The organism is Nonomuraea sp. K271 (assembly GCF_009908215.1).
Lineage (GTDB): Bacteria > Actinomycetota > Actinomycetes > Streptosporangiales > Streptosporangiaceae > Nonomuraea > Nonomuraea longispora.
Genome location: NZ_JAAAHR010000008.1, coordinates 51,785 through 76,652, shown reverse-complemented (window position 1 = coordinate 76,652; position 24,868 = coordinate 51,785). Strand labels below are relative to the sequence as shown.

The 24,868-nt window shown below is 71.0% G+C and carries 25 protein-coding genes, 1 tRNA gene and 2 riboswitches; of the genes, 13 read left to right on the top strand and 13 right to left on the bottom strand.

Annotated features, from left to right (window positions below):
* Positions 1-168 precede the first annotated feature (168 nt).
* Both GUY59_RS04525 and GUY59_RS04520 read right to left on the bottom strand, forming a co-directional pair.
* Positions 169-663: a hypothetical protein gene (locus tag GUY59_RS04525; RefSeq protein ID WP_138199014.1), complete on the bottom strand. Its 495-nt coding sequence runs from the start codon at positions 661-663 to the stop codon at positions 169-171.
* Positions 663-1,262: a DUF6286 domain-containing protein gene (locus tag GUY59_RS04520; RefSeq protein WP_138199015.1), complete on the bottom strand. Its 600-nt coding sequence runs from the start codon at positions 1,260-1,262 to the stop codon at positions 663-665. The genes GUY59_RS04525 and GUY59_RS04520 overlap by 1 nt, the downstream gene beginning before the upstream one ends.
* 198 nt (positions 1,263-1,460) lie before the next feature.
* On the opposite strand from GUY59_RS04520, the gene GUY59_RS04515 reads away from it, so the two are divergent.
* Positions 1,461-2,654 carry an amino acid deaminase/aldolase gene (locus tag GUY59_RS04515; RefSeq protein ID WP_138199016.1) on the top strand — a complete coding sequence of 398 codons (1,194 nt, stop codon included), beginning with the start codon at positions 1,461-1,463 and terminating at the stop codon, positions 2,652-2,654.
* 26 nt (positions 2,655-2,680) lie between these two features.
* Here GUY59_RS04515 and GUY59_RS04510 read toward each other — a convergent pair whose 3' ends face one another.
* Complete coding sequence (locus GUY59_RS04510) at positions 2,681-3,010, bottom strand: DUF3618 domain-containing protein (RefSeq protein ID WP_132330694.1); 330 nt, start codon at positions 3,008-3,010, stop codon at positions 2,681-2,683.
* A gap of 151 nt (positions 3,011-3,161) precedes the next feature.
* Between GUY59_RS04510 and bcp the strand changes: the two genes are divergently transcribed.
* Together bcp and GUY59_RS04500 are read left to right on the top strand one after the other, a co-directional pair.
* Entirely contained in the window at positions 3,162-3,635 is a 474-nt protein-coding gene (bcp, locus tag GUY59_RS04505; protein WP_138199017.1) for a thioredoxin-dependent thiol peroxidase, read from the top strand.
* Between the two features lie 120 nt (positions 3,636-3,755).
* Positions 3,756-3,838, top strand: a tRNA-Leu gene (locus tag GUY59_RS04500).
* Between the two features lie 58 nt (positions 3,839-3,896).
* Here the strand turns inward: GUY59_RS04500 and GUY59_RS04495 are convergent.
* The 7 genes from GUY59_RS04495 to GUY59_RS04465 all read right to left on the bottom strand — a co-directional run bounded on the left by GUY59_RS04495 (position 3,897) and on the right by GUY59_RS04465 (position 11,331).
* Complete coding sequence (locus GUY59_RS04495; RefSeq protein WP_138199018.1) at positions 3,897-5,273, bottom strand: L-serine ammonia-lyase; 1,377 nt, start codon at positions 5,271-5,273, stop codon at positions 3,897-3,899.
* Positions 5,274-5,345: 72 nt separating this feature from the next.
* Positions 5,346-5,735, bottom strand: coding sequence for a glycine cleavage system protein GcvH (gene gcvH / locus GUY59_RS04490; RefSeq protein ID WP_132330700.1), 390 nt, complete (start codon positions 5,733-5,735; stop codon positions 5,346-5,348).
* Positions 5,732-6,814: a glycine cleavage system aminomethyltransferase GcvT gene (gene gcvT, locus GUY59_RS04485; protein WP_138199019.1), complete on the bottom strand. Its 1,083-nt coding sequence runs from the start codon at positions 6,812-6,814 to the stop codon at positions 5,732-5,734. The genes gcvH and gcvT overlap by 4 nt, the downstream gene beginning before the upstream one ends.
* 34 nt (positions 6,815-6,848) lie before the next feature.
* Positions 6,849-6,948: riboswitch (glycine riboswitch) on the bottom strand.
* Between the two features lie 19 nt (positions 6,949-6,967).
* A riboswitch (glycine riboswitch) is annotated at positions 6,968-7,065 on the bottom strand.
* A 53-nt stretch (positions 7,066-7,118) separates the two neighbouring features.
* Positions 7,119-7,811 carry a gamma-glutamyl-gamma-aminobutyrate hydrolase family protein gene (locus GUY59_RS04480; protein WP_138199020.1) on the bottom strand — a complete coding sequence of 231 codons (693 nt, stop codon included), beginning with the start codon at positions 7,809-7,811 and terminating at the stop codon, positions 7,119-7,121.
* A gap of 11 nt (positions 7,812-7,822) precedes the next feature.
* Positions 7,823-8,587, bottom strand: a complete 765-nt coding sequence (locus GUY59_RS04475) for a 3-oxoacyl-ACP reductase (RefSeq protein WP_138199021.1) — start codon at positions 8,585-8,587, stop codon at positions 7,823-7,825.
* Between the two features lie 19 nt (positions 8,588-8,606).
* Positions 8,607-9,950 (bottom strand): aldehyde dehydrogenase family protein, encoded by a 1,344-nt coding sequence (locus tag GUY59_RS04470; RefSeq protein ID WP_138199022.1) that lies wholly within the window; start codon positions 9,948-9,950, stop codon positions 8,607-8,609.
* 10 nt (positions 9,951-9,960) lie between these two features.
* Positions 9,961-11,331, bottom strand: coding sequence for a glutamine synthetase family protein (locus GUY59_RS04465; RefSeq protein ID WP_138199023.1), 1,371 nt, complete (start codon positions 11,329-11,331; stop codon positions 9,961-9,963).
* 124 nt (positions 11,332-11,455) lie between these two features.
* Here GUY59_RS04465 and GUY59_RS04460 point away from each other — a divergent pair, with 124 nt between their 5' ends.
* The 6 genes from GUY59_RS04460 (at position 11,456) to GUY59_RS04435 (ending at position 18,052) form a co-directional block, all read left to right on the top strand.
* Complete coding sequence (locus GUY59_RS04460) at positions 11,456-12,160, top strand: FadR/GntR family transcriptional regulator (RefSeq protein ID WP_138199064.1); 705 nt, start codon at positions 11,456-11,458, stop codon at positions 12,158-12,160.
* A 58-nt stretch (positions 12,161-12,218) separates the two neighbouring features.
* Entirely contained in the window at positions 12,219-12,974 is a 756-nt protein-coding gene (locus GUY59_RS04455) for a hypothetical protein (RefSeq protein ID WP_138199024.1), read from the top strand.
* Between the two features lie 187 nt (positions 12,975-13,161).
* Positions 13,162-13,314: a hypothetical protein gene (locus GUY59_RS04450; protein WP_161714398.1), complete on the top strand. Its 153-nt coding sequence runs from the start codon at positions 13,162-13,164 to the stop codon at positions 13,312-13,314.
* 431 nt (positions 13,315-13,745) lie between these two features.
* Entirely contained in the window at positions 13,746-15,458 is a 1,713-nt protein-coding gene (locus GUY59_RS04445; RefSeq protein ID WP_252374812.1) for an ABC transporter ATP-binding protein, read from the top strand.
* Between the two features lie 53 nt (positions 15,459-15,511).
* Complete coding sequence (gene hutU, locus GUY59_RS04440) at positions 15,512-17,161, top strand: urocanate hydratase (protein ID WP_201760488.1); 1,650 nt, start codon at positions 15,512-15,514, stop codon at positions 17,159-17,161.
* A gap of 57 nt (positions 17,162-17,218) precedes the next feature.
* Positions 17,219-18,052, top strand: a complete 834-nt coding sequence (locus GUY59_RS04435; protein ID WP_138199027.1) for a MurR/RpiR family transcriptional regulator — start codon at positions 17,219-17,221, stop codon at positions 18,050-18,052.
* Here GUY59_RS04435 and GUY59_RS04430 read toward each other — a convergent pair.
* From GUY59_RS04430 to GUY59_RS04420, 3 genes are read right to left on the bottom strand one after another with little or no spacing between them, the layout of a single operon-like run.
* A complete protein-coding gene (locus GUY59_RS04430; protein WP_138199028.1) occupies positions 18,032-18,781 on the bottom strand; it encodes an ABC transporter permease in 750 nt (249 codons plus the stop codon). The genes GUY59_RS04435 and GUY59_RS04430 overlap by 21 nt on opposite strands.
* Positions 18,778-19,731 carry an ATP-binding cassette domain-containing protein gene (locus GUY59_RS04425; RefSeq protein WP_138199029.1) on the bottom strand — a complete coding sequence of 318 codons (954 nt, stop codon included), beginning with the start codon at positions 19,729-19,731 and terminating at the stop codon, positions 18,778-18,780. The genes GUY59_RS04430 and GUY59_RS04425 overlap by 4 nt, the downstream gene beginning before the upstream one ends.
* Before the next feature lie 17 nt (positions 19,732-19,748).
* Positions 19,749-20,279: a PadR family transcriptional regulator gene (locus GUY59_RS04420; RefSeq protein WP_161714397.1), complete on the bottom strand. Its 531-nt coding sequence runs from the start codon at positions 20,277-20,279 to the stop codon at positions 19,749-19,751.
* Between the two features lie 55 nt (positions 20,280-20,334).
* Between GUY59_RS04420 and GUY59_RS04415 the strand changes: the two genes are divergently transcribed.
* The 4 genes from GUY59_RS04415 (at position 20,335) to hutI (ending at position 24,849) form a co-directional block, all read left to right on the top strand.
* A complete protein-coding gene (locus tag GUY59_RS04415) occupies positions 20,335-21,009 on the top strand; it encodes an SDR family oxidoreductase (protein ID WP_138199031.1) in 675 nt (224 codons plus the stop codon).
* 26 nt (positions 21,010-21,035) lie between these two features.
* Positions 21,036-22,208, top strand: coding sequence for an allantoate amidohydrolase (locus GUY59_RS04410; RefSeq protein WP_138199032.1), 1,173 nt, complete (start codon positions 21,036-21,038; stop codon positions 22,206-22,208).
* 100 nt (positions 22,209-22,308) lie between these two features.
* Positions 22,309-23,622: a formimidoylglutamate deiminase gene (locus tag GUY59_RS04405; RefSeq protein WP_252374813.1), complete on the top strand. Its 1,314-nt coding sequence runs from the start codon at positions 22,309-22,311 to the stop codon at positions 23,620-23,622.
* A 39-nt stretch (positions 23,623-23,661) separates the two neighbouring features.
* Complete coding sequence (hutI, locus tag GUY59_RS04400) at positions 23,662-24,849, top strand: imidazolonepropionase (protein WP_138199034.1); 1,188 nt, start codon at positions 23,662-23,664, stop codon at positions 24,847-24,849.
* Positions 24,850-24,868: the final 19 nt, after the last annotated feature.

The following is a 24,868-nucleotide window of genomic DNA, read 5'->3' as shown; positions in this document are numbered from 1 at the left end:
GACGTCACGGGCGCTTACGCTCGGCTTACGCGCGATCGGGCATGCTGGGTGCTCGGGAGCGCCCCTCGTGGGTGAGTAAAGGGAGATCGTGATGGTGGATCATGATCATGACGCCCGGGTCGCGCGGCGATGACGAAGCGCCGCGCGACCCAGTAGGCCGTCCCGCGCCTAACGTCGGACGTGCAGACTGACCACGGTGCTCATCTCGTCGTCGCGGATCTCGCGCCGGATGCGCCCCACGATGTCCTGGTCGAGCTTGCCCACCACCGCGCCCATGTCCGCCTCCGACGGGCAGGTCACGCTGATCCGCAGCCCGTCGTCGCCGACTCGCACCCTCGCCTTCCCCAGGCCCTCCACGTTCTTCAGCCCCACGAACAACATGGCGGTGCCCGTGCCGTTGGGCGTGCCGCGCCGGCCCCAGCCCAGGCAGAGCAGCAGCCAGCGCAGTGAGACCAGTGACAGGAGCACCAGGGCGAAGGCCAGCAGCCACAGGCTCCACGGCTCCTCCGCGAGCGTCCGGTGCAACTGCGCCGGCGCCACCCTGCCCTTGGCGGGCAGGCCGGACAGGCGGTCCTCGCCGCGCAACCACGCGTACGTCCCCAGCGCCGCCAGCACGGCGCCCACGACGGCCAGCCCGATCCGGTTGCCGGCGTACTGCCGCATCACAGCGCCTTCCTGCGCAGCCGGACGACGACCTCGCCCGTGCCGAGCGTGCCCACGCCCGCCAGCCGGTCGCCCACCGCGGTGCCGACCTGCCTGAGCATCGCGCCGGTGCTCTCCGCGTCCGTCACGACGGTGACCTCGATGGTGCGCAGGCGCAGGCGTACCCGGGCCTTGTCCACGCCCGCCACCTGCTGGGCCGCGGCGGCGAGCGTACGGCGCAGGCCCGAGCGGGTGATGCCGATGACGATCAGCGGGTCCGACGTCTCCACCGCGACCAGCCTGGACCTGCCCGGCACGACGGCCAGCAGCACCATCAGCACGCCGATGCCCGCCACGACGAGGGCGGCGGTGGACACCTTCAGCCACGCGGTCCTGCCCGCCAGCTCGACCACCTCGTTCACCGGCACCCAGCCGAGCGGCGTGCCGAGCAGCCCCGACACCAGCTCCGCCGCGGTCAGGCCCATCCCGGCGGTCAGCACGGTCGCCACGACGGCCCCCGGGACCGTCCGTGCCGGTCTGAGCGCCTTGTTCGCCCTGCGCAGTCCGGTGAGCCGTGGGGTGGCGGCGGCGCCGGGCAGTATCTGCTGAAGCGTGGTCATCACAGGGACACACGTACAGGGGGGCCGCCTGCTCTGTACCGCACCCTCGCCGCCGATTTGCCCGATCATTACGGGGACCAGGGCTCGCCGGGGGAAGCCCGGTCACCGCTCCCACCGTCCGTGCCGGTGCGGGCCGCTGTGCCTGGTCCGCGCGTCCGGCCCCTGGGTTCGGCGCCGACCAGCCGTTACGCTGCTGGTATGGATGCCCGCCAGCGCTATGATCGCGCCACCGCGGCGATCGAGCCTCCGTTCGCGATCCTCGACCTGGCGGCCATGCGGGCCAACGCGGCCGAGCTCGTACGCCGGGCGGCGGGCAAGCCGATCCGGGTGGCGAGCAAGTCGGTGCGCAGCCGGCCGCTGCTCGAACACATCCTGGCCATGGACGGTTTCCAGGGCGTGATGGCGTTCACGCTGCCCGAGGCGCTGTGGCTGGCGGGGCACGGCTTCGAGGACGTCCTGGTCGCCTATCCGACGGCCGACCGGCACGCGCTGGCCGAGCTGGCCGGAGACGCGGTCGCGGCCGGGCGCGTCACCGTGACCGTCGACTCGCTCGCGCACCTCGACTTCATCGAGGCGGCCGTGGCAGGTGTGCATCCGCGGGCCGAGCTGCGGATCTGCATCGACATCGACGCCGGATATGTCGCTTTCGGCGGGAAATTTCGGGCGGGAGCTCTCCGTTCTCCGATCCGCGAGCCCGAGGACGCCGCCGACCTCGCCGCCGCCGTCGCCAAACGCCCCGGGCTGCGCCTGACCGGGCTGCTGGCGTACGAGGCCCAGATCGCCGGAGTCGGCGACGACCCTCCCGGCAACGCCCTCCTCACCCGCGCCATCAGGCTCATGCAGGCCCGCTCCGCCCGCGAGCTCATCGTGCGGCGCGGCCGCGTCGTGAACGCCGTCCGCCGGGTCGCCGACCTCGAGTTCGTCAACGGCGGCGGCACCGGCTGCGTCGAGCGCACCGTACGCGAGAAGGCCGTCACGGAGGTGGCGGCCGGATCCGGCCTCTTCCACCCGAGGTTGTTCGACTTCTACCGCGGCTTCACCGGCCGTCCGGCCGCGCTCTTCGCCCTGCCGGTCGTACGCCGCCCGGCACCGGACATCGCGACCGTGCTCGGGGGCGGCTATCCTGCCTCGGGCGAGCCCGGCAGCAGCCGCCTGCCGCAGCCGTACCTGCCGGCCGGGCTGCGCTACTCCCCGGACGAGGGCGCGGGCGAGGTGCAGACGCCGCTGCTCGGCCAGGCCGCCGAGGACCTGCGGATCGGCGACCGCGTGTGGTTCAGGCACGCCAAGGCGGGCGAGTTGTGCGAGCGCTTCGACACGCTCCACCTCGTGGACGGCGACACCCTGGCCGGGTCGGCGCCGACGTACAGAGGCGAGGGGAGGACCTTCCTCTGATCAGCGCCGGAGGCCGCGCGGAGGCGTCAGCCGCGCCTGCGGCGGCGCCAGAGCACGATGGCCGCCCCCACGATCAGCAGCGCCCCGGCCCCGATCAGGACGGGACCCAGGTCGGGCCGCTCGTCCTCCCACAACCGCTCGGGATCGTCGTCGTAGGCGACCGGCCGCGGCGCCACCCCGAGCGCGTCGCCCACGGACGCCACGAACTGCCCCGCCCTGCTCTTGACGTCGGTCACCGTGCGCTCGGCGACCCGCTTGGGGCTCACCCGGTCGGCAATGGCGTCGACCGTCTGCGCCAACTCGGCGCGTGTCCGCGCGATCCGCCGCTCCAACTCGTCGGGATCGGTGTCAGCCATGGCGTCTCCTCTCGACCGTACGCGTGGCCGCGCCCGCTTCGTGTGCCGTGCGAGCTCCGTCCGTTGTGGTCGTGATCAGTCTGTCAGGTCGGCAGGCCGTACGGCACGGCGGCCGGGCCGGTAGGTTTGCGGGAAGCACTGAGGAGGGCCCATGACAGAGACCAAGCTGGCGCCAGGCGACGCCGCGCCCGAGTTCACGCTACCCGCCGCCGACGGAACCCCCGTTTCCCTCGGCGACCAGCGCGGCAAGCAGGTGATCCTCTATTTCTACCCCGCCGCGATGACGCCCGGCTGCACCAAGCAGGCCTGCGATTTCCGTGACAACCTCAGCCAGTTGACCGCCGAAGGTTTCGCGGTCCTCGGCGTGTCGAAGGACAAACCGGAAAAGCTGGCCAAGTTTGTCGAGCGTGACGCCCTGACGTTCCCGTTGCTGTCCGACCCCGACCTCGTGGTCCACAAGGCGTACGCCGCCTATGGGCCGAAGAAGTCGTACGGCAGGGAGATCGTGGGAGTCATCCGCTCGACGTTCGTCATCGACGGTGACGGCAAGGTTGAGCAGGCCCTCTACAACGTGAAGGCGACGGGACACGTGGCCTCGCTGAAGAAGAAGCTGGGCCTGGCCTGAGCCGGTTCGCGGGCCCCGGCGAAATGGCCCGTGCCCTTCAATGCCGGGGTCATCAACGGATGCGCCCCGCCCCCGCCCAGAGCGCTAAACTGTCACGAGCCCGCTTAAGGCGGGGACCGCGCGGGCGTGGCGAAATGGCATACGCGGCAGGTTTAGGTCTTGTTGGTGGTGACACCGTGGGGGTTCGAATCCCCCCGCCCGCACAATTGAGCGCCCGGCCTTTGTCATAGGCCGGGCATTTTCGACTGACTCGGCACCACGTCAGCATTCGATCACGTTGACGGCCAGGCCGCCGCGTGAGGTCTCCTTGTACTTGTCGAGCATGTCGCGGCCGGTGTCGCGCATGGTCTTGATCGCCTTGTCCAGGGCCACGAAATGGCGGCCGTCGCCGCGCAGGGCGATCCTGGCCGCGGTGATGGCCTTGTTCGAGGCGACCGCGTTCCGCTCGATGCACGGGATCTGCACGAGCCCGCCGATCGGGTCGCAGGTCAGCCCCAGGTTGTGCTCGATGCCGATCTCGGCGGCGTTCTCGACCTGCTCCGGCGTGCCGCCGAGCGCCTCCGTGAGGCCCGCCGAGGCCATGGAGCAGGCGGAGCCGACCTCGCCCTGACAGCCCACCTCGGCGCCCGAGATCGAGGCGTTCTCCTTGAACAGCACACCGATCGCGCCGGCCGTGAGCAGGAAACGCACCACGCCGTCCTCGTCCGCGTGGGGGACGAAGCGGGTGTAGTACGTCAGGACCGCCGGGATGATGCCGGCGGCGCCGTTGGTGGGGGCGGTGACGATGCGGCCGCCCGCGGCGTTCTCCTCGTTGACCGCCAGCGCGAACAACGTCACCCAGTCCATGGCCTGCAGCGGGTCCTTCTCGGCCGGCTCCGACTGCAGGCGGCGGTGCAGCTGGTTGGCGCGGCGCTTGACCTTGAGCCCGCCGGGCAGGACGCCCTCCTTGGAGATGCCGCGGCGCACGCACTCCGACATGACCTGCCAGAGGCGCAGCAGCTCCGCGCGGACCTCCTCCTCGGTGCGCCCGAACGCCTTCTCGTTCTCCAGCATGATCCCGGACATCGACAGGCCGGTGTTCGTGCAGTGTTTGAGCAGCTCCTCGCCGGTCGTGAAGGGATAGGGCACGACGGTGTCGTCCGGCTTGATGCGGTCGGCGCCGGTGGCCTTCTCGTCCACGACGAAGCCGCCGCCGACCGAGAAGTAGACCTTCTCCCTGAGCCCCTCGCCCGCCGCGTCGTAGGCGGTGAAGCGCATGCCGTTCGGGTGCTCGGGCAGCGTGATCTTGCGTTCGAAGACGAGGTCCTGGCCGACGACGAACGGGATCTCGTGGCTGCCGTACAGCCGGACGGTGCCCGACTCGCGCATCTCGGCCAGACGGTCGTCGATGGTGTCGACGTCGACCAGTTCGGGCTTCTCCCCGGACAGGCCGAGCAGGACCGCCTTGTCGCTGCCGTGGCCCTTGCCGGTCAGGCCGAGCGAGCCGTACAGGATGGCCTCGACGCGGGCCACGCGCGGCAGCAGGCCGTCCTGGTGCAGCCCGCGGGCGAACTTGTGTGCGGCGGCCATCGGGCCTCCCGTGTGGGAGCTCGACGGGCCGATGCCGATCTTGAATAGGTCGAAGACGCTGATCGCCATTGATGATGCGCCCTTCATGAGTGCCGGGGCCCGGCCGCGAGCCCCGGCGTCGGCCGATGAGGCCTGGCAGGGTCAGGACTCGCCCGAGGTGAGCGCGGCGTACTCCTCGGCGGACAGCAGATCCTCGGGGTCGCCCTCCATGCGCACCCGGAACATCCAGCCCTCGCCGTACGGGTCGCTGTTGGCCAGGCTCGGGTCGTCCACGATGGCCTGGTTGACCTCGACGATCTCGCCGCCGACGGGCGTGTAGATCTCGCTGACCGACTTGGTCGACTCGACCTCGCCGACGGAGTCGCCCGGCTCGGCGATCGAACCGACCTCGGGGAGCTGCACGAAGACGACGTCACCAAGGGCGTCGGCGGCGTAGGCCGTGATGCCGACGGTCACGGTGAGGCCGTCCTCGACCCCGGAAACCCACTCGTGTTCCTTGGTGTAGCTCAGGTCGTCAGGGATGTTGCTCACTTGTTCCTCCTGTAAAAGGGCAGCTCGACCAGGTCCATGGGTTCATGGCTGCCCCGGATGTCCACAGCCAGGCCTGAGACGGCGCCGGTGTCCACGTAGGCCAGCGCGATGGGCTTGCCCAGGGTCTGGGAGGGAGCACCGCTGGTGACCTCGCCGACGACGGCGCCGTCCTTGGTGACCGGGTAGCCGTGGCGCGGCACCCGGCGGCCCCGGGCGACCAGACCGACGAGCCGGCGCCGCGGGTCGTCCTTGACCGCCTCCAGCGCCGACCGGCCGACGAAGTCTCCCGGCTTGTCGAATTTCACCACCCTGCCCAGCCCCGCGTCGAACGGGGTCAGCTCGGCACTCAGTTCGTTGCCGTACAGGGGCATGCCGGCTTCGAGCCTGAGGGTGTCGCGGCTGGACAGGCCGGCGGGCTTGAGCCCGTACGGCTCGCCCGCGGCCATGAGCGCGTGCCAGAGCGGCACCGCGTCCTGGTTGGCCACGAACAGCTCGAACCCGTCCTCGCCGGTGTAGCCGGTACGGGCGATGAGCGCCTGCCGCCCGTCGACCTGCCCCGGCAGGCCCGCGTAGTACTTGAGCCCGGCAAGGTCGGCGTCGGTGCGCGTGGCGAGGATCTCCTGGGCGCGGGGCCCCTGGACGGCGATCAGCGCGTACTGCGGCGAACGGTCGTCCACCACGGCGTCGAACGCCTTGCAACGGCTCTCCAGCTCGCCGGCGACCTTCTCGGCGTTCGAGGCGTTCGCGACGACCATGAACTCCTCGTCGGCGAGCCGGTAGACGATGAGGTCGTCCAGCACCCCGCCCCGCTCGTTGACGATCATGGTGTAGCGGGCTCGTCCCGGCGTCACGGCCGACAGGTGACCGACCAGCGCGTAGTCCAGCGCCTGTGCGGCCTGCGGCCCGGTCACGAAGATCTCGCCCATGTGCGAGAGGTCGAACAGTCCGGCGGCCTCACGGACGGCCCTGTGCTCCGCGGACTCGCTTCCGTACCGGAGTGGCATGAGCCACCCTGCGAAGTCGGTCAGCGTCGCGCCGAGGCTTTCGTGCACGTCTCGTAGCGGAGTAGGTCGGGACATTTATCGCACCTCAGGACAGGATTGGATGCCAGCATCCTCCCCCTCTGTCATCGATGCCTGAGAGCTTCGTCCGAGTTTTGCCGGACTTTCACCTTCGGCGAGGCCACGTGGGCCTGCTTTCCAGAGGTCACCTTCCGAGGAGACGTGCTCCCGGTCAGCCGTGCGGTCCTTTGCCTTGAGAGGTTTGCGGGGAGGGCTTGCTCCTTCAGGGACCCTGACCGGCTGTCAGGATGCTCTCCCGCACGGTTTGCTGGTGTGTCCCGCCAGCCTAGTAGTGATTTGGGGGTCTTGTCGCGTTCGCCCCTCAGCAGGCCGCGACCAGGGCTTCGAAGAGGGCGTGGTCCTCGGCCGCCTCCGGATGCCACTGCGCCGCCACGGTGAACGGCCCCGAGTCCAGTTCCACGCCCTCGACGGTGCCGTCGGCGGCCGTCGCGGTCACGGTGAGGCCCGGGGCCAGGCGGTCGACGGCCTGGTGGTGGTAGTGCGGCACCGTCACGGGCGCCGTGCCCAGCGCCTTGGCCAGGCGGGTGCCGGGGACGGCGGTGACGGGCAGGTGGCCGAATCGGCCGGGCGCGGGGGAGTGCTCCGTGTGGCCGACCACGTCGGGCAGGTGCTGGTGGAGGCTGCCGCCTAGGGCGACGTTGAGCACCTGGAGGCCCCGGCAGATGCCGAGGAAGGGCAGCTCGGCGTCGAGGGCCGTGGCCAACAGGGCGAACTCGGCCTGGTCACGAAATTTGCGGATATAGCCGGTACGTTCCTCCGGCGTCTCCCCGTACCTCGCCGGATCGATGTCGCCGCCCCCGGCCAGCACGAGCCCGTCCAGCCGGTCCACCACCCGCGCGGCCTCCCCGGCCGGCGGCAGCACGACCGGCTGCCCGCCGGCGCGGACGACCTGCTCCACGTACATGTACGGCAGCAGCGCGACCGGCATGTCCTGCCAGACCGTGAACGTCGCCGGCTCCACGTAACACGTGACCCCGATGACGGGACGTCGCACGATGAACCCCCCTAGAGCGGCGTGACATAGGCGCCGGAGATGCCGCCGTCCACCAGGAACTCGCTGCCCGTGATGAACGACGCGTCGTCGCTGGCCAGGAACGCCACCGCCGCCGCGATCTCCGACGCCTCCGCGAAGCGCCCGAGCGGGACGTGCACCAGCCGCCGCTGCGCCCGCTCGGGATCCTTCGCGAACAACTCCCGCAGCAGCGGCGTGTTCACGGGGCCGGGACACAGCGCGTTCACCCGGATGCCCTCCCTTGCGAACTGCACGCCCAGCTCGCGCGACATCGCCAGCACCCCGCCCTTGGACGCCGTGTAGGAGATCTGCGAGGTCGCCGAGCCCATGACCGCCACGAACGACGCGGTGTTGACGATCGAGCCCTTGCCCTGGCGCCGCATGTAGGGGATGGCGTGCTTGCAGCACAGGTAGACGCTGGTCAGGTTGACGTCCTGGACGCGGCGCCAGGCGTCGATGCCGGTCTCCAGGATCGAGTCGTCGTCGGGCGGCGAGATGCCGGCGTTGTTGAAGGCGATGTCCACGCTGCCGTAGGTGTCGAACGCCGTACGGAACATCCGGACGACGTCGTCCTCGTCGGCCACGTCGACCCGTACGAACAGGCCTCCTACCTCGTTCGCGGCCTTGACGCCCGCCTCCTCGTCCAGGTCGGCGCAGACCACCTTCGCGCCCTCGTCGGCGAACCTGCGCGCGGTGGCCAGCCCGATGCCGCCGCCCGCGCCCGTGATCATCGCCACCCGGTCCTGCAGCCGCTTCATGTGCACGTCGCTTTCTACCTCACTCCCAGGAGATGAAGACGTTCTTGGTCTCCGTGAACGCCGCCAGGGCGTCCGGCCCGAGCTCCCGGCCCAGCCCTGACTGCTTGAAACCGCCGAACGGGGTCCAGTAGCGGACCGCCGCGTTGGAGTTCACCGACAACGCGCCCGCCTCGACCGCCCTGGACACGCGGAGCGCGCGCCCCACGTCGCGGGTCCAGACGGAGCCGCTCAGCCCGTACGGGGTGTCGTTGGCGATGCGTACGGCGTCCGCCTCTTCCTCGAAGGGCGCCACCGACACGACCGGCCCGAAGATCTCTTCGGTGAACGCGCGGTCGGTGACGTCCGGGGTGAGCACGGTCGGCGGGAACCAGTAGCCCTTGCCGGCCGGACAGGACCCCTGGAGGTAGGGGGCGCCCTGGACGAAGCCGCGTACGCGGTCGAGCTGCTCGGCGCTGATCAGCGGGCCCATCTCGGTGCGTTCGTCGAGGGGGTCGCCGACGACGACGCCGCGTACGGCCTCGGTGAGGCGCTCCATGAAGGCGTCGTACACGCCGGCCTGGACGAGCAGCCGGGACCTGGCGCAGCAGTCCTGTCCGGCGTTGTCGAACACCGCGTAGGGGGCGGCTTGCGCGGCTTTGTCGAGATCGGCATCCGCAAAAATGATATTTGCGGATTTGCCGCCTAGTTCCAGCGTGACCCGCTTGACCTGGGCCGCCGCCTTGGCTGCGATCTCCTTGCCCACCTCGGTCGAGCCGGTGAACACGATCTTGGCCACGCCCGGGTGCTCCACCAGCCGGGCGCCCGCGACCTCCCCCGCTCCGGGCAGCGCCTGGAGCACCCCCTCGGGGAGGCCCGCCGCCAGGGCCAGCTCGGCCAGCCTCAGCGCGGTCAGCGGGGTCCACTCGGCCGGTTTGACGATCACCGTGTTACCGGCCGCCAGCGCGGGGGCCACCCCCCACGACATGATCAACATCGGGAAGTTCCACGGCACGATGACGCCCACCACGCCCAGCGGCTCCTGGAAGGTGACGTCCACGCCGCCGGGCACCGGGATCTGCTTGCCGTGGTCGCGCTCGGGCGCCCCGGCGTAGAAGTGCAGCACGTCGCGTACGGCGCCCGCCTCCCAGCGGGCGTTGCCGATCGGATGCCCGGCGTTGGCGAGCTCCAGCCGCGCCAGCTCCTCTCCGTGCTCGTCCACCAGATCGGCGAACCTGCGCAGCAGCCGCGCCCGGTCGCCCGGCGCGACCTGCCGCCAGGCGGCGTACGCCGTCCTGGCACGCTCCACCGCCCGGTCCACCTCGGCCGCGTCGGCGAGTTCGACGTCGGCGATGACGTCCTCCGTCGCCGGATTGACGATCTTCATCGGTCACCCGTCACATTCGCTCGAAACCACGGAACATCTCCCAGTCCGTCACCGCCGCGTCGAACGCCGCCAGCTCCACGCGCGCGTTGTTCACGTAGTGCTCGACGACGTCCTCGCCGAACGCCTCGCGTGCCAGCTTCGACCCCTCGAACAGGGGCAGCGCGTCACGCAGCGTGTGCGGCACGGTCTCCGCGCCCGAGTCGTAGGCGTTGCCCTCGAACGCGTCCTCCAGCGGCAGCTCGTTGTCGATGCCGTGCAGCCCGGCCGCCACCAGCCCCGCCACCGCGAGGTAGGGGTTGACGTCGCCGCCCGGCACGCGGTTCTCGATCCGCAGCGACAGCCCGTGACCGACGAGCCTGAGCGCGCAGGTGCGATTGTCGACGCCCCACTTGATCGCCGTGGGGGCGAAGCTGCCGGGCATGTAGCGCTTGTAGGAGTTGATGTTGGGGGCGTACAGAAGGGTGAGCTCGCGCAGGCAGGCCTGCTGACCGGCGATGAAGTGGGCGCCGAGCTGCGAGAGCCCGTACGGCCCCGGCCCGGCCATCACGGGGTCCCCGTCAACGCTCCTGAGCGAGATGTGGATGTGGCAGGAGTTGCCCTCACGCTCGTTCGGCTTGGCCATGAAGGTGATCGACTTGCCCTCCTGGGCGGCGATCTCCTTGGCGCCGTTCTTGTAGATGGCGTGGTTGTCACAGGTCCGCAGCGCCTCGGCATAGCGGAAGGCGATCTCGTGCTGGCCCAGGTTGCACTCGCCCTTGGCGGACTCGACGTAGAGCCCCGCGCCCTCCATGTCGCGCCTGATCCGCCGCAGGAGGGGCTCGATGCGGGCGGTGCCCAGCAGCGAGTAGTCGACGTTGTAGAGGTTGGCGGGCGACATGTCGCGGTAGCCGCGCTGCCACGCCTGCTCGTAGGTGTCCTCGTAGACGCAGAACTCCAGCTCGGTGCCGACGTACGCGGTCAGCCCCCGCTCCGAGAGCCGGGCGAGCTGCCTGCGCAGGATCTGGCGAGGGGAGGGAGGCACGTCGCCGCCGTTCTCCCAGGCCAGGTCGGCCATCAGCAGGGCCGTGCCCTCCTGCCACGGCACCCGGCGCAACGTCGTCAGGTCGGGTTTCATCACGAAATCGCCGTAGCCGCGCTCCCACGACGACATCGCGTAGCCGGCCACGGTGTTCATGTCCACGTCGACCGCGAGCAGGTAGTTGCACCCCTCGGAGCCGTGGTGCAGCACCTCGTCGAGAAAATAGCGCGCGGACAGTCTCTTGCCCTGCAGTCTGCCCTGCATGTCGGCGATCGCGAGGAGCACGGTGTCGATCCGCCCGGACGCCACCTCGTCGCGTAGCTCGCTGACGGAAAGGTATCCGGTGTTCGCTCCATCGCTCACGCTGCGCCGCTCCGATCTGCGCTGACACGCTTCCCCATTGATTGGGCTAGTCTTAGACCATTGATGTGTATGGCGGGATCGCTTGTCAAGACCTGAGGACACCTTGGACGAGTCGGCGCGTTTGATGACGGTGCTGCGCCCGGTCAGAGCCGGCAACGCCTTCGAGGAGACCGTGGAACGCCTGCTCCAGGCGATCAAGCTCGGCCTGGTGGCGCAGGGCGAGAAGCTTCCTCCCGAGCGCGAGCTGGCCGTCAGGCTCCGCATCAGCAGGGTGACGCTGCGCGAGGCCATCCGCGCGTTGTCCGACGCGGGCTACCTCGACGTGCGCAGGGGCCGTTACGGCGGCGCTTTCGTCACGTACGCGCCGCCCGAGCCGGACGCCGGCCACCTGCGCGAGGCAGTCAACGAGATGGGCATGGCCGACCTGTCCGACGCCCTCACGTTCCGCCTGGCGGTGGAGTGCGGCGCCGCCCAGGTGCTGGCGATGTCCCGGCCCGGGCAGGAGCAGCGGGCGGTGCTCGTCCGCAGGCTCGCCGACGTGAACGAGGCCGGCCTGGAGGACTACCGCCGGCTCGACACCGCCTTCCACCTGTCGATCGCCGAGCTGACGGGCTCGCCGCTGCTCGCCACGACCTGCGCGGACGCGCGCTCGCGGGTCAGCGACCTGCTCAACGCCATCCCCATGCTCCAGGTCAACCTCGACCACGCCGCCGTGCAGCACCAGGCCATCGTGGACGCCATCCTGGCCGGCGACCCCGACGCGGCCCGCGGGGCGGTGGCCGAGCACCTGGAGGGCACGGCGGCCCTCCTGCGCGCGTTCCTGGCCTGAGAGTCACCCGGTTGCGCGCATAAAGGGCTCATCGGCTCGTAGCATCAGTTCCAGCATCATGGGGAACTGGTTCCAGCACACCATCATCGCCACAGGACGGCTGCCGCTGTTCTGCTACTTCGTCGCGCTCATCGTCGCCTTCATCGCCACGCGCATCAACGTACGCCTGATCAGGGCGAAGATCGGCTGGTTCCGCAACGTCAGCGTGGGGGAGATGCACATCCACCACGTCGTGTTCGGCGTCGTGCTGATGATGGTCGGCGGGGTCGCCGGCCTCATCGTCTCTCCCGGCTCGCAGGTGGGCACGGCGGCCGCCGCGTGCGTGTTCGGCATCGGGTCGGCGCTCGTGCTGGACGAGTTCGCGCTGATCCTGCACCTGCACGACGTCTACTGGGAGGAGGAGGGGCGCACCTCGGTCGACGCCGTCTTCATCGCGGTCGCCGTCACCGGTCTGCTCCTCATGGGGCTGCGCCCGCTCACCTGGGACTACGGCACCCCCGTCAACCCCGCCGTGCTCATCATCGCCAACCTGGCGCTGGCCGTCGTCACCCTGCTCAAGGGCAAGATCTGGACGGGGATGGCGGGGCTGTTCGTCCCGCCCATGCTGCTGGTGGGCGCGATCCGCCTGGCGCGGCCCGGCTCGCCCTGGGCCCATTGGTTCTTCACCAAGCAGTCGCCGCGCAAGATGGCCAAGGCGATCCACCGCGAGGAACGGTGGCGGCGGCCGGTGATCCGGGTCAAGATCGCCTTCCAGGAGTTCCTCTCAGGGCGGCACGACCTGCCGTCCACGCGCCGCCAGCGCCGGCACACGTGAGGTCGCCGGCGGTGCGTCTCACCCCCTTGTGCCAACGGCTGCTGCACGCGGTGCCGCCCGTCTTCGACCGGTACGGCCTCGTCCTCGGGGGCGGCCATGCGAGGAAGGCCCATGGGTTCACCGATCGGCCGAGCGGCGACCTCGACCCCGCCACGGCCGCCGAGTTTCCCCCCGGCCGGTGCCGAGTGTGGAGGACACGATCCGGCTCACGATGCGGGCCCTGCACGACAGGGGCCACGCGCGCGAGATCTTCGACGTCGCCTCGGTGGGGCACCTCTACGCCTTGCGTGAGCAGAAAGGCCGGGGGGCGCACAACGAGGGGTTTCCGGACATCGACTGATTCTCGGGATTGACGGGGCGGCCACCGGCCGGAGACGGGTCGGGGGCGGCCGGCGTGTCGGCCGTCCCCGGGACGGACGGGTCGGGCGGCGGAAGAGGTGGCCGGCCGGTCGTGACGGGGGGCACGGCCGGCCGGCGTGGCGGCAGGCGGTGGAGACGGCCGGCCTGCCGCCGGACGGACCGGACGGCTCCGGGTGTGAGCCGCCGGTCATGAGGGTCGGTGCTCGCGACGTGCCGATGGTCCGGCCGGGTTCCTCCACGCCCTATTCGTACGGGGGCCGTTCCTGGATGTCCTCTCCTCCTCAAGAAGGACAAGTCAACCAAAGTTGACATACTAAGGTCGTCAATTTAGGTTGACCCTGGCGGATCGGTGCCGAACGGGGGCTTCCGTTCGTTGGAGCAAAGTCGAGAAATGTCGTGAAAGGGGTTGCGGTGATCAAGGAGTTGCTCGCCTACGTACGCCCGCACAGGAAGATCCTGATCGTGGGCGGCCTGCTGGGGCTGATCGGCTCGGCCGCGGGCCTGGCGATGCCGTTGCTGGCCAAGTACGTCGTCGACGCCTTCGGCGAGAACACGTCGATGGCCGGACCGCTGTTAGGGCTCACCGTCGCGGTGCTGGTGGGCGCGGTGGTGTCGGCCGGAGGCACTTACCTGATGGAACGCACGGGCGAGGGCATCGTGCTCGGCGCCAGGCGCGGCCTCGTGGACCGGATGTTGCGGCTCAAGGTCGCCGACGTCGACCGGCTCAAGCCCGGCGACCTGATGTCACGGGTGACCAGCGACACGACGCTGCTGCGCGCCGTGCTGACCAACGGCATCGTCGAGTCGGTGAGCGCGGCTTTCATGCTGGTCGGGGCCATCGTCATGATGGCGGCCATGGACGGCGTGCTGCTGCTGATCACGCTGCTCGTGGTGGTCGTGATCGGCGCGCTGGTCGCGTTGATCATGCCGAAGATCCGGCGGGCCCAGACGCACGCCCAGGAGGCCGTGGGCGAAATGGGGGCCGTGCTGGACCGGGCGTTGCAGGCGTACCGGACGGTGAAGGCCAGCGGCGCAGAGGAGCGCGAGATCGCCGAGGTCGGCGAGGCGGCGGTGCGCGCCCGCGACAGGGGGCTGCAGGTCGCCGGGTGGACCTCGCTCGCGGGAGTCGCGACGTGGATGGCGGTGCAGATCGCGTTCCTGTGCGTGCTGGGCGTCGGCGGCTCGCGGGTGGCCTCCGGTGCGCTGGAGGTGTCGTCGCTGATCGCGTTCCTGCTGTACCTGTTCTACCTCGTGCCGCCGATCGGGCAGCTCGTCCAGGGCGGGGTGCAGCTCCAGCAGGGGCTCGCCGCGCTCAAGCGGATCAAGGAGATCGAGGGGCTGCCGGCGGAGCCGACCGAGCCGGTCCGCGTCGCCCGGGGCAGCGTGGAGCCGGTCGGGGTGACGTTCGAGGACGTGGTCTTCCGCTACGGCGACGACCGGCCGATCGTGCACGACGGCGTCACCTTCGAGGTGCCGCCCGGCGGCCTGACCGCGCTGGTGGGGCCGTCGGGAGCGGGGAAGTCGACGGTGTTCGCCCTGCTCGAACGCTTCTACGACCACCAGGGCGGGACCATCAGGATCGGCGGGCGCGACATCCGCGACTGGCCGCTCGGCGAGCTGCGCGCCGTGCTCGGCTACGTCGAGCAGGACGCCCCCGTACTGGCCGGCACGCTGCGGGAGAACCTGCTGTTCGCCGCCGTGGACGCCACCGACGAGGAACTGCGCCGCGCGCTCGCCCGCACCCGGCTCGACGACCTGGTGGCCAGGCTGCCCGAAGGGCTGGAGACGGCGGTCGGGCACCGCGGCGTGCTGCTGTCGGGCGGCGAGCGGCAGCGCGTCGCCATCGCCAGGGCGCTGCTGCGCAAGCCCAGGCTGCTGCTGCTCGACGAGGCCACCTCCCAACTCGACGCGGTCAACGAGCTGCGGCTGCGCGAGGTCATCGCCGAGGTGGCCGCGGAGACCACGGTGCTGGTCATCGCGCACCGCCTGTCCACGGTGACCAACGCCGACCGGATCGTGGTCATGGAGAGCGGGGGCGTGCGCGCGGTCGGCACGCACGACGAGCTGGTCGGCCTGGACGACCTCTATCGCGAGCTGGCCGCCACCCAGTTCCTGGTGAGTTGAGCGATGTAGTCTGCGGGTGACATAGATGAATGCTCTCATTCAGGAGGGTCACCATGAGCCGCAGCGTGCGCGCGCCGCGAGGCACGACGATCACCGCCAAGGGGTGGCCGCAGGAGGCGGCGCTCCGCATGCTCCAGAACAACCTGGACCCGGAGGTCGCCGAGCACCCCGAGCAACTGGTCGTCTACGGCGGCTCGGGCCGCGCCGCACGTGACTGGCCGTCGTTCGACGCGCTGGTCAGGACGCTGACGACGCTCGAGGGCGACGAGACCCTGCTGGTGCAGTCGGGGCGCCCCGTGGGCGTGTTCCGCACCCACGAGTGGGCGCCCCGCGTGCTCATCGCCAACTCCAACCTGGTGCCCGACTGGGCGAACTGGGAGGAGTTCCGGCGGCTGGAGGCGGCCGGGCTCACCATGTACGGGCAGATGACCGCCGGCTCGTGGATCTACATCGGCACGCAGGGCATTCTCCAGGGCACGTACGAGACGTTCGCGGCGGTCGCCGACAAGCGCTTCGGCGGCTCGCTGGCCGGGACGATCACGCTGACGGCCGGGCTCGGCGGGATGGGCGGCGCCCAGCCGCTCGCCGTCACCATGAACGGCGGCGTCGCCATCTGCGTCGACTGCGACCCGCGCTCGGTCACCCGCCGCATCGAGCACCGCTACCTCGACGTGGCCGCGGAGTCGCTGGACGAGGCGCTGCGGCTGGCCTACGAGGCGCGCGACGCCCGCGGGCCGCTGTCGATCGGGGTGGTGGCCAACGCCGCGGAGGCGGTGCCCGACCTGCTGGCGCGTGGCGCGGAGATCGACATCGTCACGGACCAGACCTCGGCCCACGACCCGCTGATGTACCTCCCGGAGGGGGTCGCCTTCGAGGACATGGCGGCCGAGCGTGACAAGGACCCGGCCGGGTTCACCGAGCGGGCGCGGGCCTCGATGGCCCGGCACGTCACCGCCATGGTGGGCTTCAAGGACGCCGGCGCGGAGGTGTTCGACTACGGCAACTCGATCCGCGGCGAGGCCAGGCTGGCCGGCTACGAGCGGGCGTTCGACTTCCCCGGGTTCGTGCCGGCGTACATCCGGCCGCTGTTCTGCGCGGGCAAGGGCCCGTTCCGGTGGGCGGCGCTGAGCGGCGATCCGGCCGACATCGCCGCGACCGACCGGGCGATCCTGGAGCTCTTCCCCGAGAACGAGGCGCTGGCCAGGTGGATCAGCAAGGCCGGCGAGAAGGTGCACTTCCAGGGCCTGCCCGCGCGCATCTGCTGGCTGGGCTACGGCGAGCGCAACGTCGCGGGCGAGCGGTTCAACGACATGGTGGCCTCGGGCGAGCTCAAGGCGCCCGTCGTGATCGGGCGTGACCACCTGGACAGCGGGTCGGTGGCCTCCCCCTACCGCGAGACGGAGGCCATGGCCGACGGGTCCGACGCGATCGCCGACTGGCCGCTGCTCAACGCCATGCTCAACACCGCCTCGGGGGCCGCCTGGGTGTCCATCCACCACGGCGGCGGGGTCGGCATCGGGCGTTCGATCCACGCCGGCCAGGTCACGGTGGCCGACGGCACCGCGCTGGCGGCGGAGAAGCTCGACCGCGTGCTGACCAACGACCCGGGCACCGGCGTCATGCGGCACGTGGACGCCGGCTACGAGGAGGCCGCCCAGGTGGCCGCCGACCGCGGCGTGCGCGTCCCGATGCGGGAGTCCTGACCCCTCTGTGACCAGGGTGAGGGATGAGAACGCGGGGCCGGTGACGTTGGAGGTGGCGTGGCGGACGGATATCACGGTGGGCTGAGCGTGCTGCTGGACGGCCGGCGGTTGTCGCCCGTGCAGCGCAGGATCGCCCACTACCTCAGTGAGCACCTCGACGAGGCGATCTTCCTGTCCAGCGTCGAGCTGGCCGAGCGGGCCGGGGTGAGCCAGCCCTCGGTGACGAGGTTCGCGATGGTGCTGGGGTTCGCCGGATATCCCGAGCTGCGGCAGGCGCTGCGGCCGCTGGTGCTGGGCGGCGGGCCGCACGCGCCTCAGGAGAGCCTGCTGCGCGGCGCCATCGACGCCGAGATCCGCAACCTCGCGCTCGTCAGGGAACGGCTGCCGGCCTTCCCTCTGAAGGAGCTGGGCGAGCAGCTGGCCGCCACCGAGCCGCTGCCGGTGGTGGGGCTGCGGGTCTCCTGCGGGCTGGCCACCACTTTCGCCTACTACGCCCGCCGCATCCACCCCGACGTGCGGCTGCTCACGCACGGCGGGTCGGAGCTGGCCGACGGGCTGCACGCGGCCCGCCGGGCGGGGGCCGAGTGGGTGGTGGCCGTGGTGCTGCCGAGATATCCCGTCGAAGCGGTCCAGGCGCTGGAGTACGCCGAGAAGCTGGGCCTGCGGGTTGCCGCCATCACCGACAGGGCCACCTTCCCGGCGGAGGTCGTGCTGGACGCCCCTGTCGGCGACCGCCTCGTGTTCGACTCCCACGCGGCGCCGCTCGCCCTGGCGATGGCCCTGGTGGAGGCCATCGCCGACGCGGCGCCGCTGCGCACCCAGGCGCGGCTGGAGGAGTATGAGCGGATGACCGACCAGACCGGCACGTTCCTAACCGGCGATCCTGCGTAGCGAGCGCATCGACCAGATCGTGGTGAGCACCGCCAGCACGAGGAACAGCCCGAACGCGACCGGGATCGACGAGTCGGACAGCCGGCCCGCGAACAACGCACGCCCCGCCTCGACCGCGTGATAGAGCGGGTTGACCGGGGCCAGCGTCTTCATCCAGTCGGGCGCGAAAGAGATCGGCACGAACAACCCGGCCAGCAGCATGATCGGCAACATGAACAGATTGAGCGTCTGCGACATGCCGTTCTCGTCGCGAACGGTCAGCGCCAGCCCCTGCGACAACCCCGAGGCGAACAACCCCGTGGCCGCCATGAGCAGCAACACCAGCACCAGCTCGACGACCCCGATGCGCACGCCCATCGCCATCGCCACGACCAGCACCAGGATCGCCTGGCACACCAGCACGACCATGTCCTTGGCCACCCGGCCGAGCACGATGGCCGGCCGCCACGCGGGGCTGACGGCGTAACGTTCGAGCGAGCCGTTGCGCAGTTCGGCGATCAGGCCGAACCCGGAGAACAACGACCCGAACACCGCGATCATCATCATCGCCGCCGGGGTGAACATGCGCAGCGCGTCGGTGGTCGTGCCGCCCGGCGTCATGGTTTTGAGCAGCGGCGCGAACATCAGGAGGTAGAGCACCGGCTGGATCATGCCGAACAGCGGCCAGATGGGGTTGCTGAACGACTTCTTCAACTCGTAGCCGGTGAACAGGACGGTGTGGCGGATCATGATTCGGCTCCGGCGTCACGAAGGGTGCGGCCGGTCTTGGCCAGGAACACGTCGTCGAGGGTGGATCTGTCGAGCGCGATCGAGCTCAGCCCGACGCCCTGCCCCTCCAGCGCCCGCAGCAGCGCGGGCAGCGTGTGCTCGCCGTCGTCGACGTAGACGCGCAGCACGTCCTCGTCGACACGGATCTCGCGGGCCATCGGCTTGAGTGTGCCGGCGGCCTTCTCCAGGTCGTCGGCCCTGAGCGTGATCACGTCGCCGGACACCTGCCGCTTGAGGTCGCCGGGGGTTCCCTCCGCCACGACCTCGCCGTGGTCGACGATCATCAGCCGGTCGCACAGCGCGTCGGCCTCGTCGAGGTAGTGGGTGCTGAGCAGCACGCTCGTGCCCGCCTCGCGCAGTTGCCTGATGCGCTCCCACAGGTTGGCGCGGTTCTGCGGGTCGAGGCCGGTGGTGGGCTCGTCGAGAAAGAGCAGCGGCGGGCTGTGCACCAGCCCGATCGCGATGGCCACCCGCCGCTTCTGCCCGCCGGAGAGCGTACGGCCCGGGCGGTCGGCCATCTCGGTCAGGTCGAAACGTTCCAGCACCTCGGCGGCCGCCTGCTTCGGGTCGGCCACGTCGTGGATCCTGGCGGCCATCACGACCTGGGCCCTGGCGCTCGTGGTGTCCTCCACGCCGCCGGCCTGGCTCACGTAGCCGAGGTTGCGGCGTACGGCGGCGGGGTGCTTGAGCAGGTCGTGGCCCGCGATGACGGCCGTGCCCGCGTCGGGGGCGATCAACGTGGAGAGCATGCGGATCGTCGTGGTCTTGCCGGCGCCGTTGGGGCCGAGCACGCCGAAGATCTCGCCCTTCTTCACCTCGAGACCGACGCCGCGTACGGCCTCGACGGTCTGTGTGCCCTTCCTGCTCTTGGTGGTGAAGCTTTTGCGCAGGCCGTCTGCCTGGATGATCATAAGAATTCCCGCTCTTTCTAGGGCAACTCGTCCGCCTCAACCCGCCCGATCGCCTGCTCCACCCAGTCGAGCTGGGTCTGCAGCATGGCTTGGGTCAGGCGGAGGTTCTCGTCCACATGCCGGGGGGTGCCGAAACGCTGTTTGGAGCCGAAGATGTGTCCGAAGGTCTCCACGCTCGTTGTGAGCTGACGCATCCTGCCATAGAGGGCGTCCAGAATCTCCTGCTTTTCCAGCCGGTCCATGAATGTCAGCGCGACCTGGAAGGGGTCGATGATCGGTCGCACCTCGTGCCAGGCATGCAGCAAGAGGCGGTGGAACTCCGCGCGGCCGACATCGGTGATCGCGTAGACGCCCTTGCCGCCCTTGCCGGCCTCGACGACCTCCAGCAGGCCCTCGTCGGCCATCTTGGCCAGCCCGTGGTAGATCGAGCCGAAGGCCACGTTGGCCCAGCGGTCGACGTTCATGGTTTCCAGTCGCCGGCGCACGCCGTAACCGTTCATGGGTTCGTCGAGCAGCGCGCCGAGGATGAGGATGCGGGTGGAGGACATGTACTCAAGTTTGAGTACAAACTTGAGCATCCGTCAAGGTCAATAGGCTGGGCTCATGAGTGAACGACCAACGGCGCTGGTCACCGGCGCTTCCCGGGGTGTCGGCGCGGCCGTCGCCGAAGCCCTGGCCCCGACGCACGACGTCATGCTGGGCGGCCGTGACGAGGCGGCGCTCGCCGCGATGGCGGCCGAGCTGCCCGGCGCGCGGCCGTGGCCGGTCGAGCTGACCCGGGTCACGCAGGCCGACGTCGAGCACGTCGAGCGGCTCGACGTGCTCGTGCACAGCGCGGGGATCAGCGAGCTCGGCCGGATCGCCGACCAGCCCGCCGACGTATGGCGCAGGACGATGGACGTCAACGTCGTCGCCGTCGCCGAGCTGACCAGGCTGCTCCTGCCCGCGCTCCGGCGGGCCGGCGGCCACGTCGTCTGTGTCAACTCGGGCTCCGGCCAGCGGGTCAACCCGAGCTGGGGCTCCTACTCCGCCAGCAAGTTCGCGTTGAAGGCCCTCGCCGACGCGCTGCGCCTGGAGGAGCCCGGGCTTCGGGTCACCACGGTCTATCCCGGCCGGACGGCCACCGACATGCAGCGCGGCGTGCGCGAGTTCGAGGGCGGGGAGTTCGAGCCGGAGCGATATCTGACGCCGGAGAGCGTGGCGCGGGCCGTGCTGGCCGCCGTCACCGCTGGTCCCGACGCCCACCTCACCGAGCTGACCATCCGCCCGCGGGACTGAATGGAGCCATTCACTACAGTGGGGTCATGCTCGAACCACTCGCTCACGTAGGACGCGACCCGGCGACCGGCGGCTACGTCAGGGACGCGTGGTCGTCCGCGGACCTCGAACTCCGCGAATGGTTCGCGGGCGAGGCGCGGCGAAGGGGCCTCGCCCTGCGGGAGGACCGCAACGGCAACCTGTGGGGATGGTGGGGCGACCCCTCGCCGCGGCGGCCCGGCGTGGTCACGGGCAGCCACCTCGACTCGGTGCGCCAGGGCGGCGCGTACGACGGGCCGCTCGGCGTCGTCTCGGCCTTCGCCGCGCTCGACCTGCTGAGAGCGCGCGGCCTCACCCCGGCCGTGCCCGTCGGGGTCGCCTGCTTCACCGACGAGGAGGGCGCGAGGTTCGGCGTCCCCTGCATGGGGTCGCGGCTGCTCACCGGCCTGCTCGACCCCGAGCGGGCGCTCTCGCTCAAGGACGACGACGGCGACACGCTGGCCGACGTCATGACCAGGGCCGGCCGCGAACCCCACGCCGCGGGGCGTGACGACGAGACGCTCGCCATGATCGGCACGTTCGTCGAGCTCCACGTGGAGCAGGGCCGCGCTCTCGTCACCGAGGGCCGCTCCGTGGGCGTGGCCGGGGCGATCTGGCCGCACGGCCGCTGGCGCTTCGACTTCCGCGGCCGGGCCGACCACGCGGGCACCACCCGGCTGGCCGACCGCGACGATCCGATGCTGCCGTTCGCCCGCATGGTGCTGGCCGCGCGCGAGCTGGCGGCGCGGCACGGCGTGGTGGCCACGGTGGGCAAGGTCCGCGTCTCGCCCGGCAACGCCAATGCCATCCCCGGTCTCGTCTCGGCCTGGCTCGACGCGCGCGGCGCCGACGAGAGGGCCGTACGCGCCCTCGTCGCGGACCTGACGGCCGAGGCGGCGGCCGGCGTACGGGAGGAGTCGTGGACGCCGGTCGTCGACTTCGACGCGGCCCTGCGCGACCGGCTGGCCAGGACCGCCGGAGGCGACACGCCCGCGCCGATCCTGGCGACAGGAGCCGGGCACGACGCGGGAATCCTCGCGACGGCGGGCGTCCCGAGCGCCATGGTGTTCGTCAGGAACCCCACCGGCGTGTCCCACTCGCCCGACGAGTACGCCGAACAGGCAGACTGCGAGGCGGGAGTCGAGGCACTCGCGAACGTGCTGGAGGATCTGTGTCGCTGACCGAGACGAAGCCGAGGTCCTGATGAGGGCGGGGAGCGGAGGGCCTTCCGGGGAGACCGCGGAGGCTTTCAGGGGGGTCGCGGGGGGCAGAGCCTCCCACGTGTACTGGTGTGAGCAGGCCTGGCTGCCCGAAGGCGTCACCGACGGCGTGCTCGTCGAGATCGAGGGTGTGAGGATCGCGCGCATCAGCCAGGGCCCGCCGGGATCGGCGGAGCGGCTGGCAGGACTCACCGTCCCCGGCCTGGCCAACGCCCACTCCCACGCCTTCCACCGCGCGCTGCGCGGCAGCGCCCAGGAGGGCCAGGGCGACTTCTGGACCTGGCGCGAGCGGATGTACGCGGTGGCCGGCAAGCTGGACCCCGGCTCCTACCTGCGCCTGGCGAGGGCCGTATACGCGGAGATGGCGCTGGCCGGGGTGACGTGCGTGGGCGAGTTCCACTACCTGCACCACGGCGAGGACGGCCGGCCCTACGACGACCCGAACGCGATGGGCCACGCCCTGATCCAGGCGGCCCGCGACGCCGGTCTGCGCATCGCGCTGCTCGACACCTGCTACCTGTCGGGAGGCATCGGCGCGCCGCTGACGGACACGCAGCTGCGCTTCACCGACGGCGACGCCGAAGGCTGGGAGACCAGGGCGGAGGAGCTGGTGGCGGCGTACGACGGGCAGCCAGACGTGGAGATCGGCGCGGCCATCCACTCGGTGCGCGCGGTGCCGCCCGAGCAGATGCCGGTCGTGGCGGAGTTCTCCCACCGCAACGCGGCGCCGCTGCACGTGCACGTCTCCGAGCAGCAGGCGGAGAACACGGCCTGCATCGAGATGTACGCGGCCACGCCCGTCCAGGTGCTGCACGAGCGGGGCGTGCTGGGGCCGCGCTCGACCGCCGTGCACGCCACCCACCTGACCGACGTGGACATCGAGCTGCTCGGCCAGTCGGGCTCCTACGTCTGCATGTGCCCCACCACCGAACGCGACCTCGCCGACGGCGTCGGACCGGCCAGGGCGGCGGCCGACCGGGGAGCCTCGATCACGCTCGGCTCGGACAGCCACGCCGTGATCGACCTGTTCGAGGAGGCCAGGGCGGTCGAGCTGGACGAGCGGCTTGCCACCCACACGCGCGGCCACTGGCGCGCGGACGAGCTGCTCACCGCCGCCACCGTCACGGGCCACACCTCGCTCGGCTTCCCCGGCGCGGGCCTGCTCGTGCCGGGCGCGTGGGCCGACCTCGTGTCCGTACGCCTCGACTCCGTGCGCACGGCGGGCGCGCGGGGGCTGGAGGCCGTGGTGTACGCGGCCACGGCGGCCGACGTGCACGCGGTCGTCTCCGGCGGCCGGCGCGTGGTCACCGAGGGCCGCCACGTGCTCGGCGACGTCGGTCCCATGCTCATCGAGGCGATCGCCGCCCTGCGCTGACCGCTCGGGCCGGCGACAACCGACACTCAGGAGGAACCCATGACGGGCACGACGCTGATCGACGGGATCGGGCTCCTGTACACCGGCGACCCGGAACGCGAGGAGATTCCCGACGCGGCGCTCGTCATCGAGGACGGCCTGGTCGCCTGGGCCGGGCCCGCGAGCCGGGCGCAGGACGCCGACGCGCGTGTGGACGCCGGGGGCAGGGCCGTCATCCCCGGCTTCGTCGACAGCCACGCCCACCTGGTCTTCGCCGGTGACAGGACCGCGGAGTTCCAGGCCCGCATGTCCGGCGAGCCCTACACGGGAGGCGGCATCAGGACCACGGTCGCCGCCACGCGCGACGCGGGGGACGCCGAGCTGGCCACCCACGCCTTCGGCCTGGTCAACGAGATGCTCGCGCAGGGCACGACCACCGTGGAGATCAAGAGCGGCTACGGGCTGTCCGTCGAGGACGAGCGCCGCTGCCTGGAGATCGCCACCGTGCTGACCGACGAGACCACCTTCCTCGGGGCGCACGTGGTGCCTTCCGGCGTGGACGCCGACGCGTACGTGCGGCTGGTCGCCGGGGAGATGCTCGAGGCGTGCGCCCCCTACGCGAAGTGGGTGGACGTGTTCTGCGAGCGCGGGGCCTTCGACGGCGACCAGACCCGGGAGATCCTCACGGCGGGGGTGAAAGCGGGGCTCGGGGCGCGGGTGCACGCCAACCAGCTGACCGAGGGGCCGGGCGTGCGGATCGCCTGCGAGCTCGGGGCCGCCTCCGCCGACCACTGCACCCACCTCACGGCGGCCGACGTGGACGCGTTGGCCTCCTCGGGCACCGTGGCGACGCTGCTGCCGGGGGCGGAGTTCTCCACGCGCTCGCCGTACCCGGACGCGCGGCGGCTGCTCGACGCGGGCGCGACGGTGGCGCTGGCGACCGACTGCAACCCGGGGTCGTCGTTCACGTCGTCGATGGCGTTCTGCGTGGCGCTGGCCGTACGCGAGATGCGGATGACGCCGCTGGAGGCCATCAGGGCGGCCACGTACGGCGGGGCACGCGCGTTGCGGCGTACGGACGTAGGTTGGTTGCGGCGCGGAGCCCGCGCGGACATCGTCGTCCTCGACGCCCCCTCCTATGTGCATCTGGCCTACCGACCTGGCGTTCCCCTTGTCCACCAGGTGTTTCACGGTGGCCTCCTCCTTGAGGAGGACATCCAGAACCCTCCCTCCGACGTAGTGCTTTAGGGAATCTTTGCTTCTGGCC

Excerpts from the sequence above, each read along its gene's own strand:
- GUY59_RS04425 (WP_138199029.1), bottom strand. The coding sequence starts at position 19,731 with ATGATCATCCAGGCAGACGGCCTGCGCAAAAGCTTCACCACCAAGAGC.
- GUY59_RS04515 (WP_138199016.1), top strand. The coding sequence starts at position 1,461 with ATGGATGCCCGCCAGCGCTATGATCGCGCCACCGCGGCGATCGAGCCT.
- GUY59_RS04415 (WP_138199031.1), top strand. The coding sequence starts at position 20,335 with ATGAGTGAACGACCAACGGCGCTGGTCACCGGCGCTTCCCGGGGTGTC.
- GUY59_RS04510 (WP_132330694.1), bottom strand. The coding sequence starts at position 3,010 with ATGGCTGACACCGATCCCGACGAGTTGGAGCGGCGGATCGCGCGGACA.
- GUY59_RS04420 (WP_161714397.1), bottom strand. The coding sequence starts at position 20,279 with ATGTCCTCCACCCGCATCCTCATCCTCGGCGCGCTGCTCGACGAACCC.
- GUY59_RS04475 (WP_138199021.1), bottom strand. The coding sequence starts at position 8,587 with ATGAAGCGGCTGCAGGACCGGGTGGCGATGATCACGGGCGCGGGCGGC.
- gcvT (WP_138199019.1), bottom strand. The coding sequence starts at position 6,814 with ATGTCCCGACCTACTCCGCTACGAGACGTGCACGAAAGCCTCGGCGCG.
- bcp (WP_138199017.1), top strand. The coding sequence starts at position 3,162 with ATGACAGAGACCAAGCTGGCGCCAGGCGACGCCGCGCCCGAGTTCACG.
- GUY59_RS04470 (WP_138199022.1), bottom strand. The coding sequence starts at position 9,950 with ATGAAGATCGTCAATCCGGCGACGGAGGACGTCATCGCCGACGTCGAA.
- GUY59_RS04460 (WP_138199064.1), top strand. The coding sequence starts at position 11,456 with ATGACGGTGCTGCGCCCGGTCAGAGCCGGCAACGCCTTCGAGGAGACC.
- GUY59_RS04410 (WP_138199032.1), top strand. The coding sequence starts at position 21,036 with ATGCTCGAACCACTCGCTCACGTAGGACGCGACCCGGCGACCGGCGGC.
- GUY59_RS04495 (WP_138199018.1), bottom strand. The coding sequence starts at position 5,273 with ATGGCGATCAGCGTCTTCGACCTATTCAAGATCGGCATCGGCCCGTCG.
- GUY59_RS04520 (WP_138199015.1), bottom strand. The coding sequence starts at position 1,262 with ATGACCACGCTTCAGCAGATACTGCCCGGCGCCGCCGCCACCCCACGG.
- GUY59_RS04455 (WP_138199024.1), top strand. The coding sequence starts at position 12,219 with ATGGGGAACTGGTTCCAGCACACCATCATCGCCACAGGACGGCTGCCG.
- hutU (WP_201760488.1), top strand. The coding sequence starts at position 15,512 with ATGAGCCGCAGCGTGCGCGCGCCGCGAGGCACGACGATCACCGCCAAG.
- hutI (WP_138199034.1), top strand. The coding sequence starts at position 23,662 with ATGACGGGCACGACGCTGATCGACGGGATCGGGCTCCTGTACACCGGC.
- GUY59_RS04525 (WP_138199014.1), bottom strand. The coding sequence starts at position 663 with ATGCGGCAGTACGCCGGCAACCGGATCGGGCTGGCCGTCGTGGGCGCC.
- GUY59_RS04430 (WP_138199028.1), bottom strand. The coding sequence starts at position 18,781 with ATGATCCGCCACACCGTCCTGTTCACCGGCTACGAGTTGAAGAAGTCG.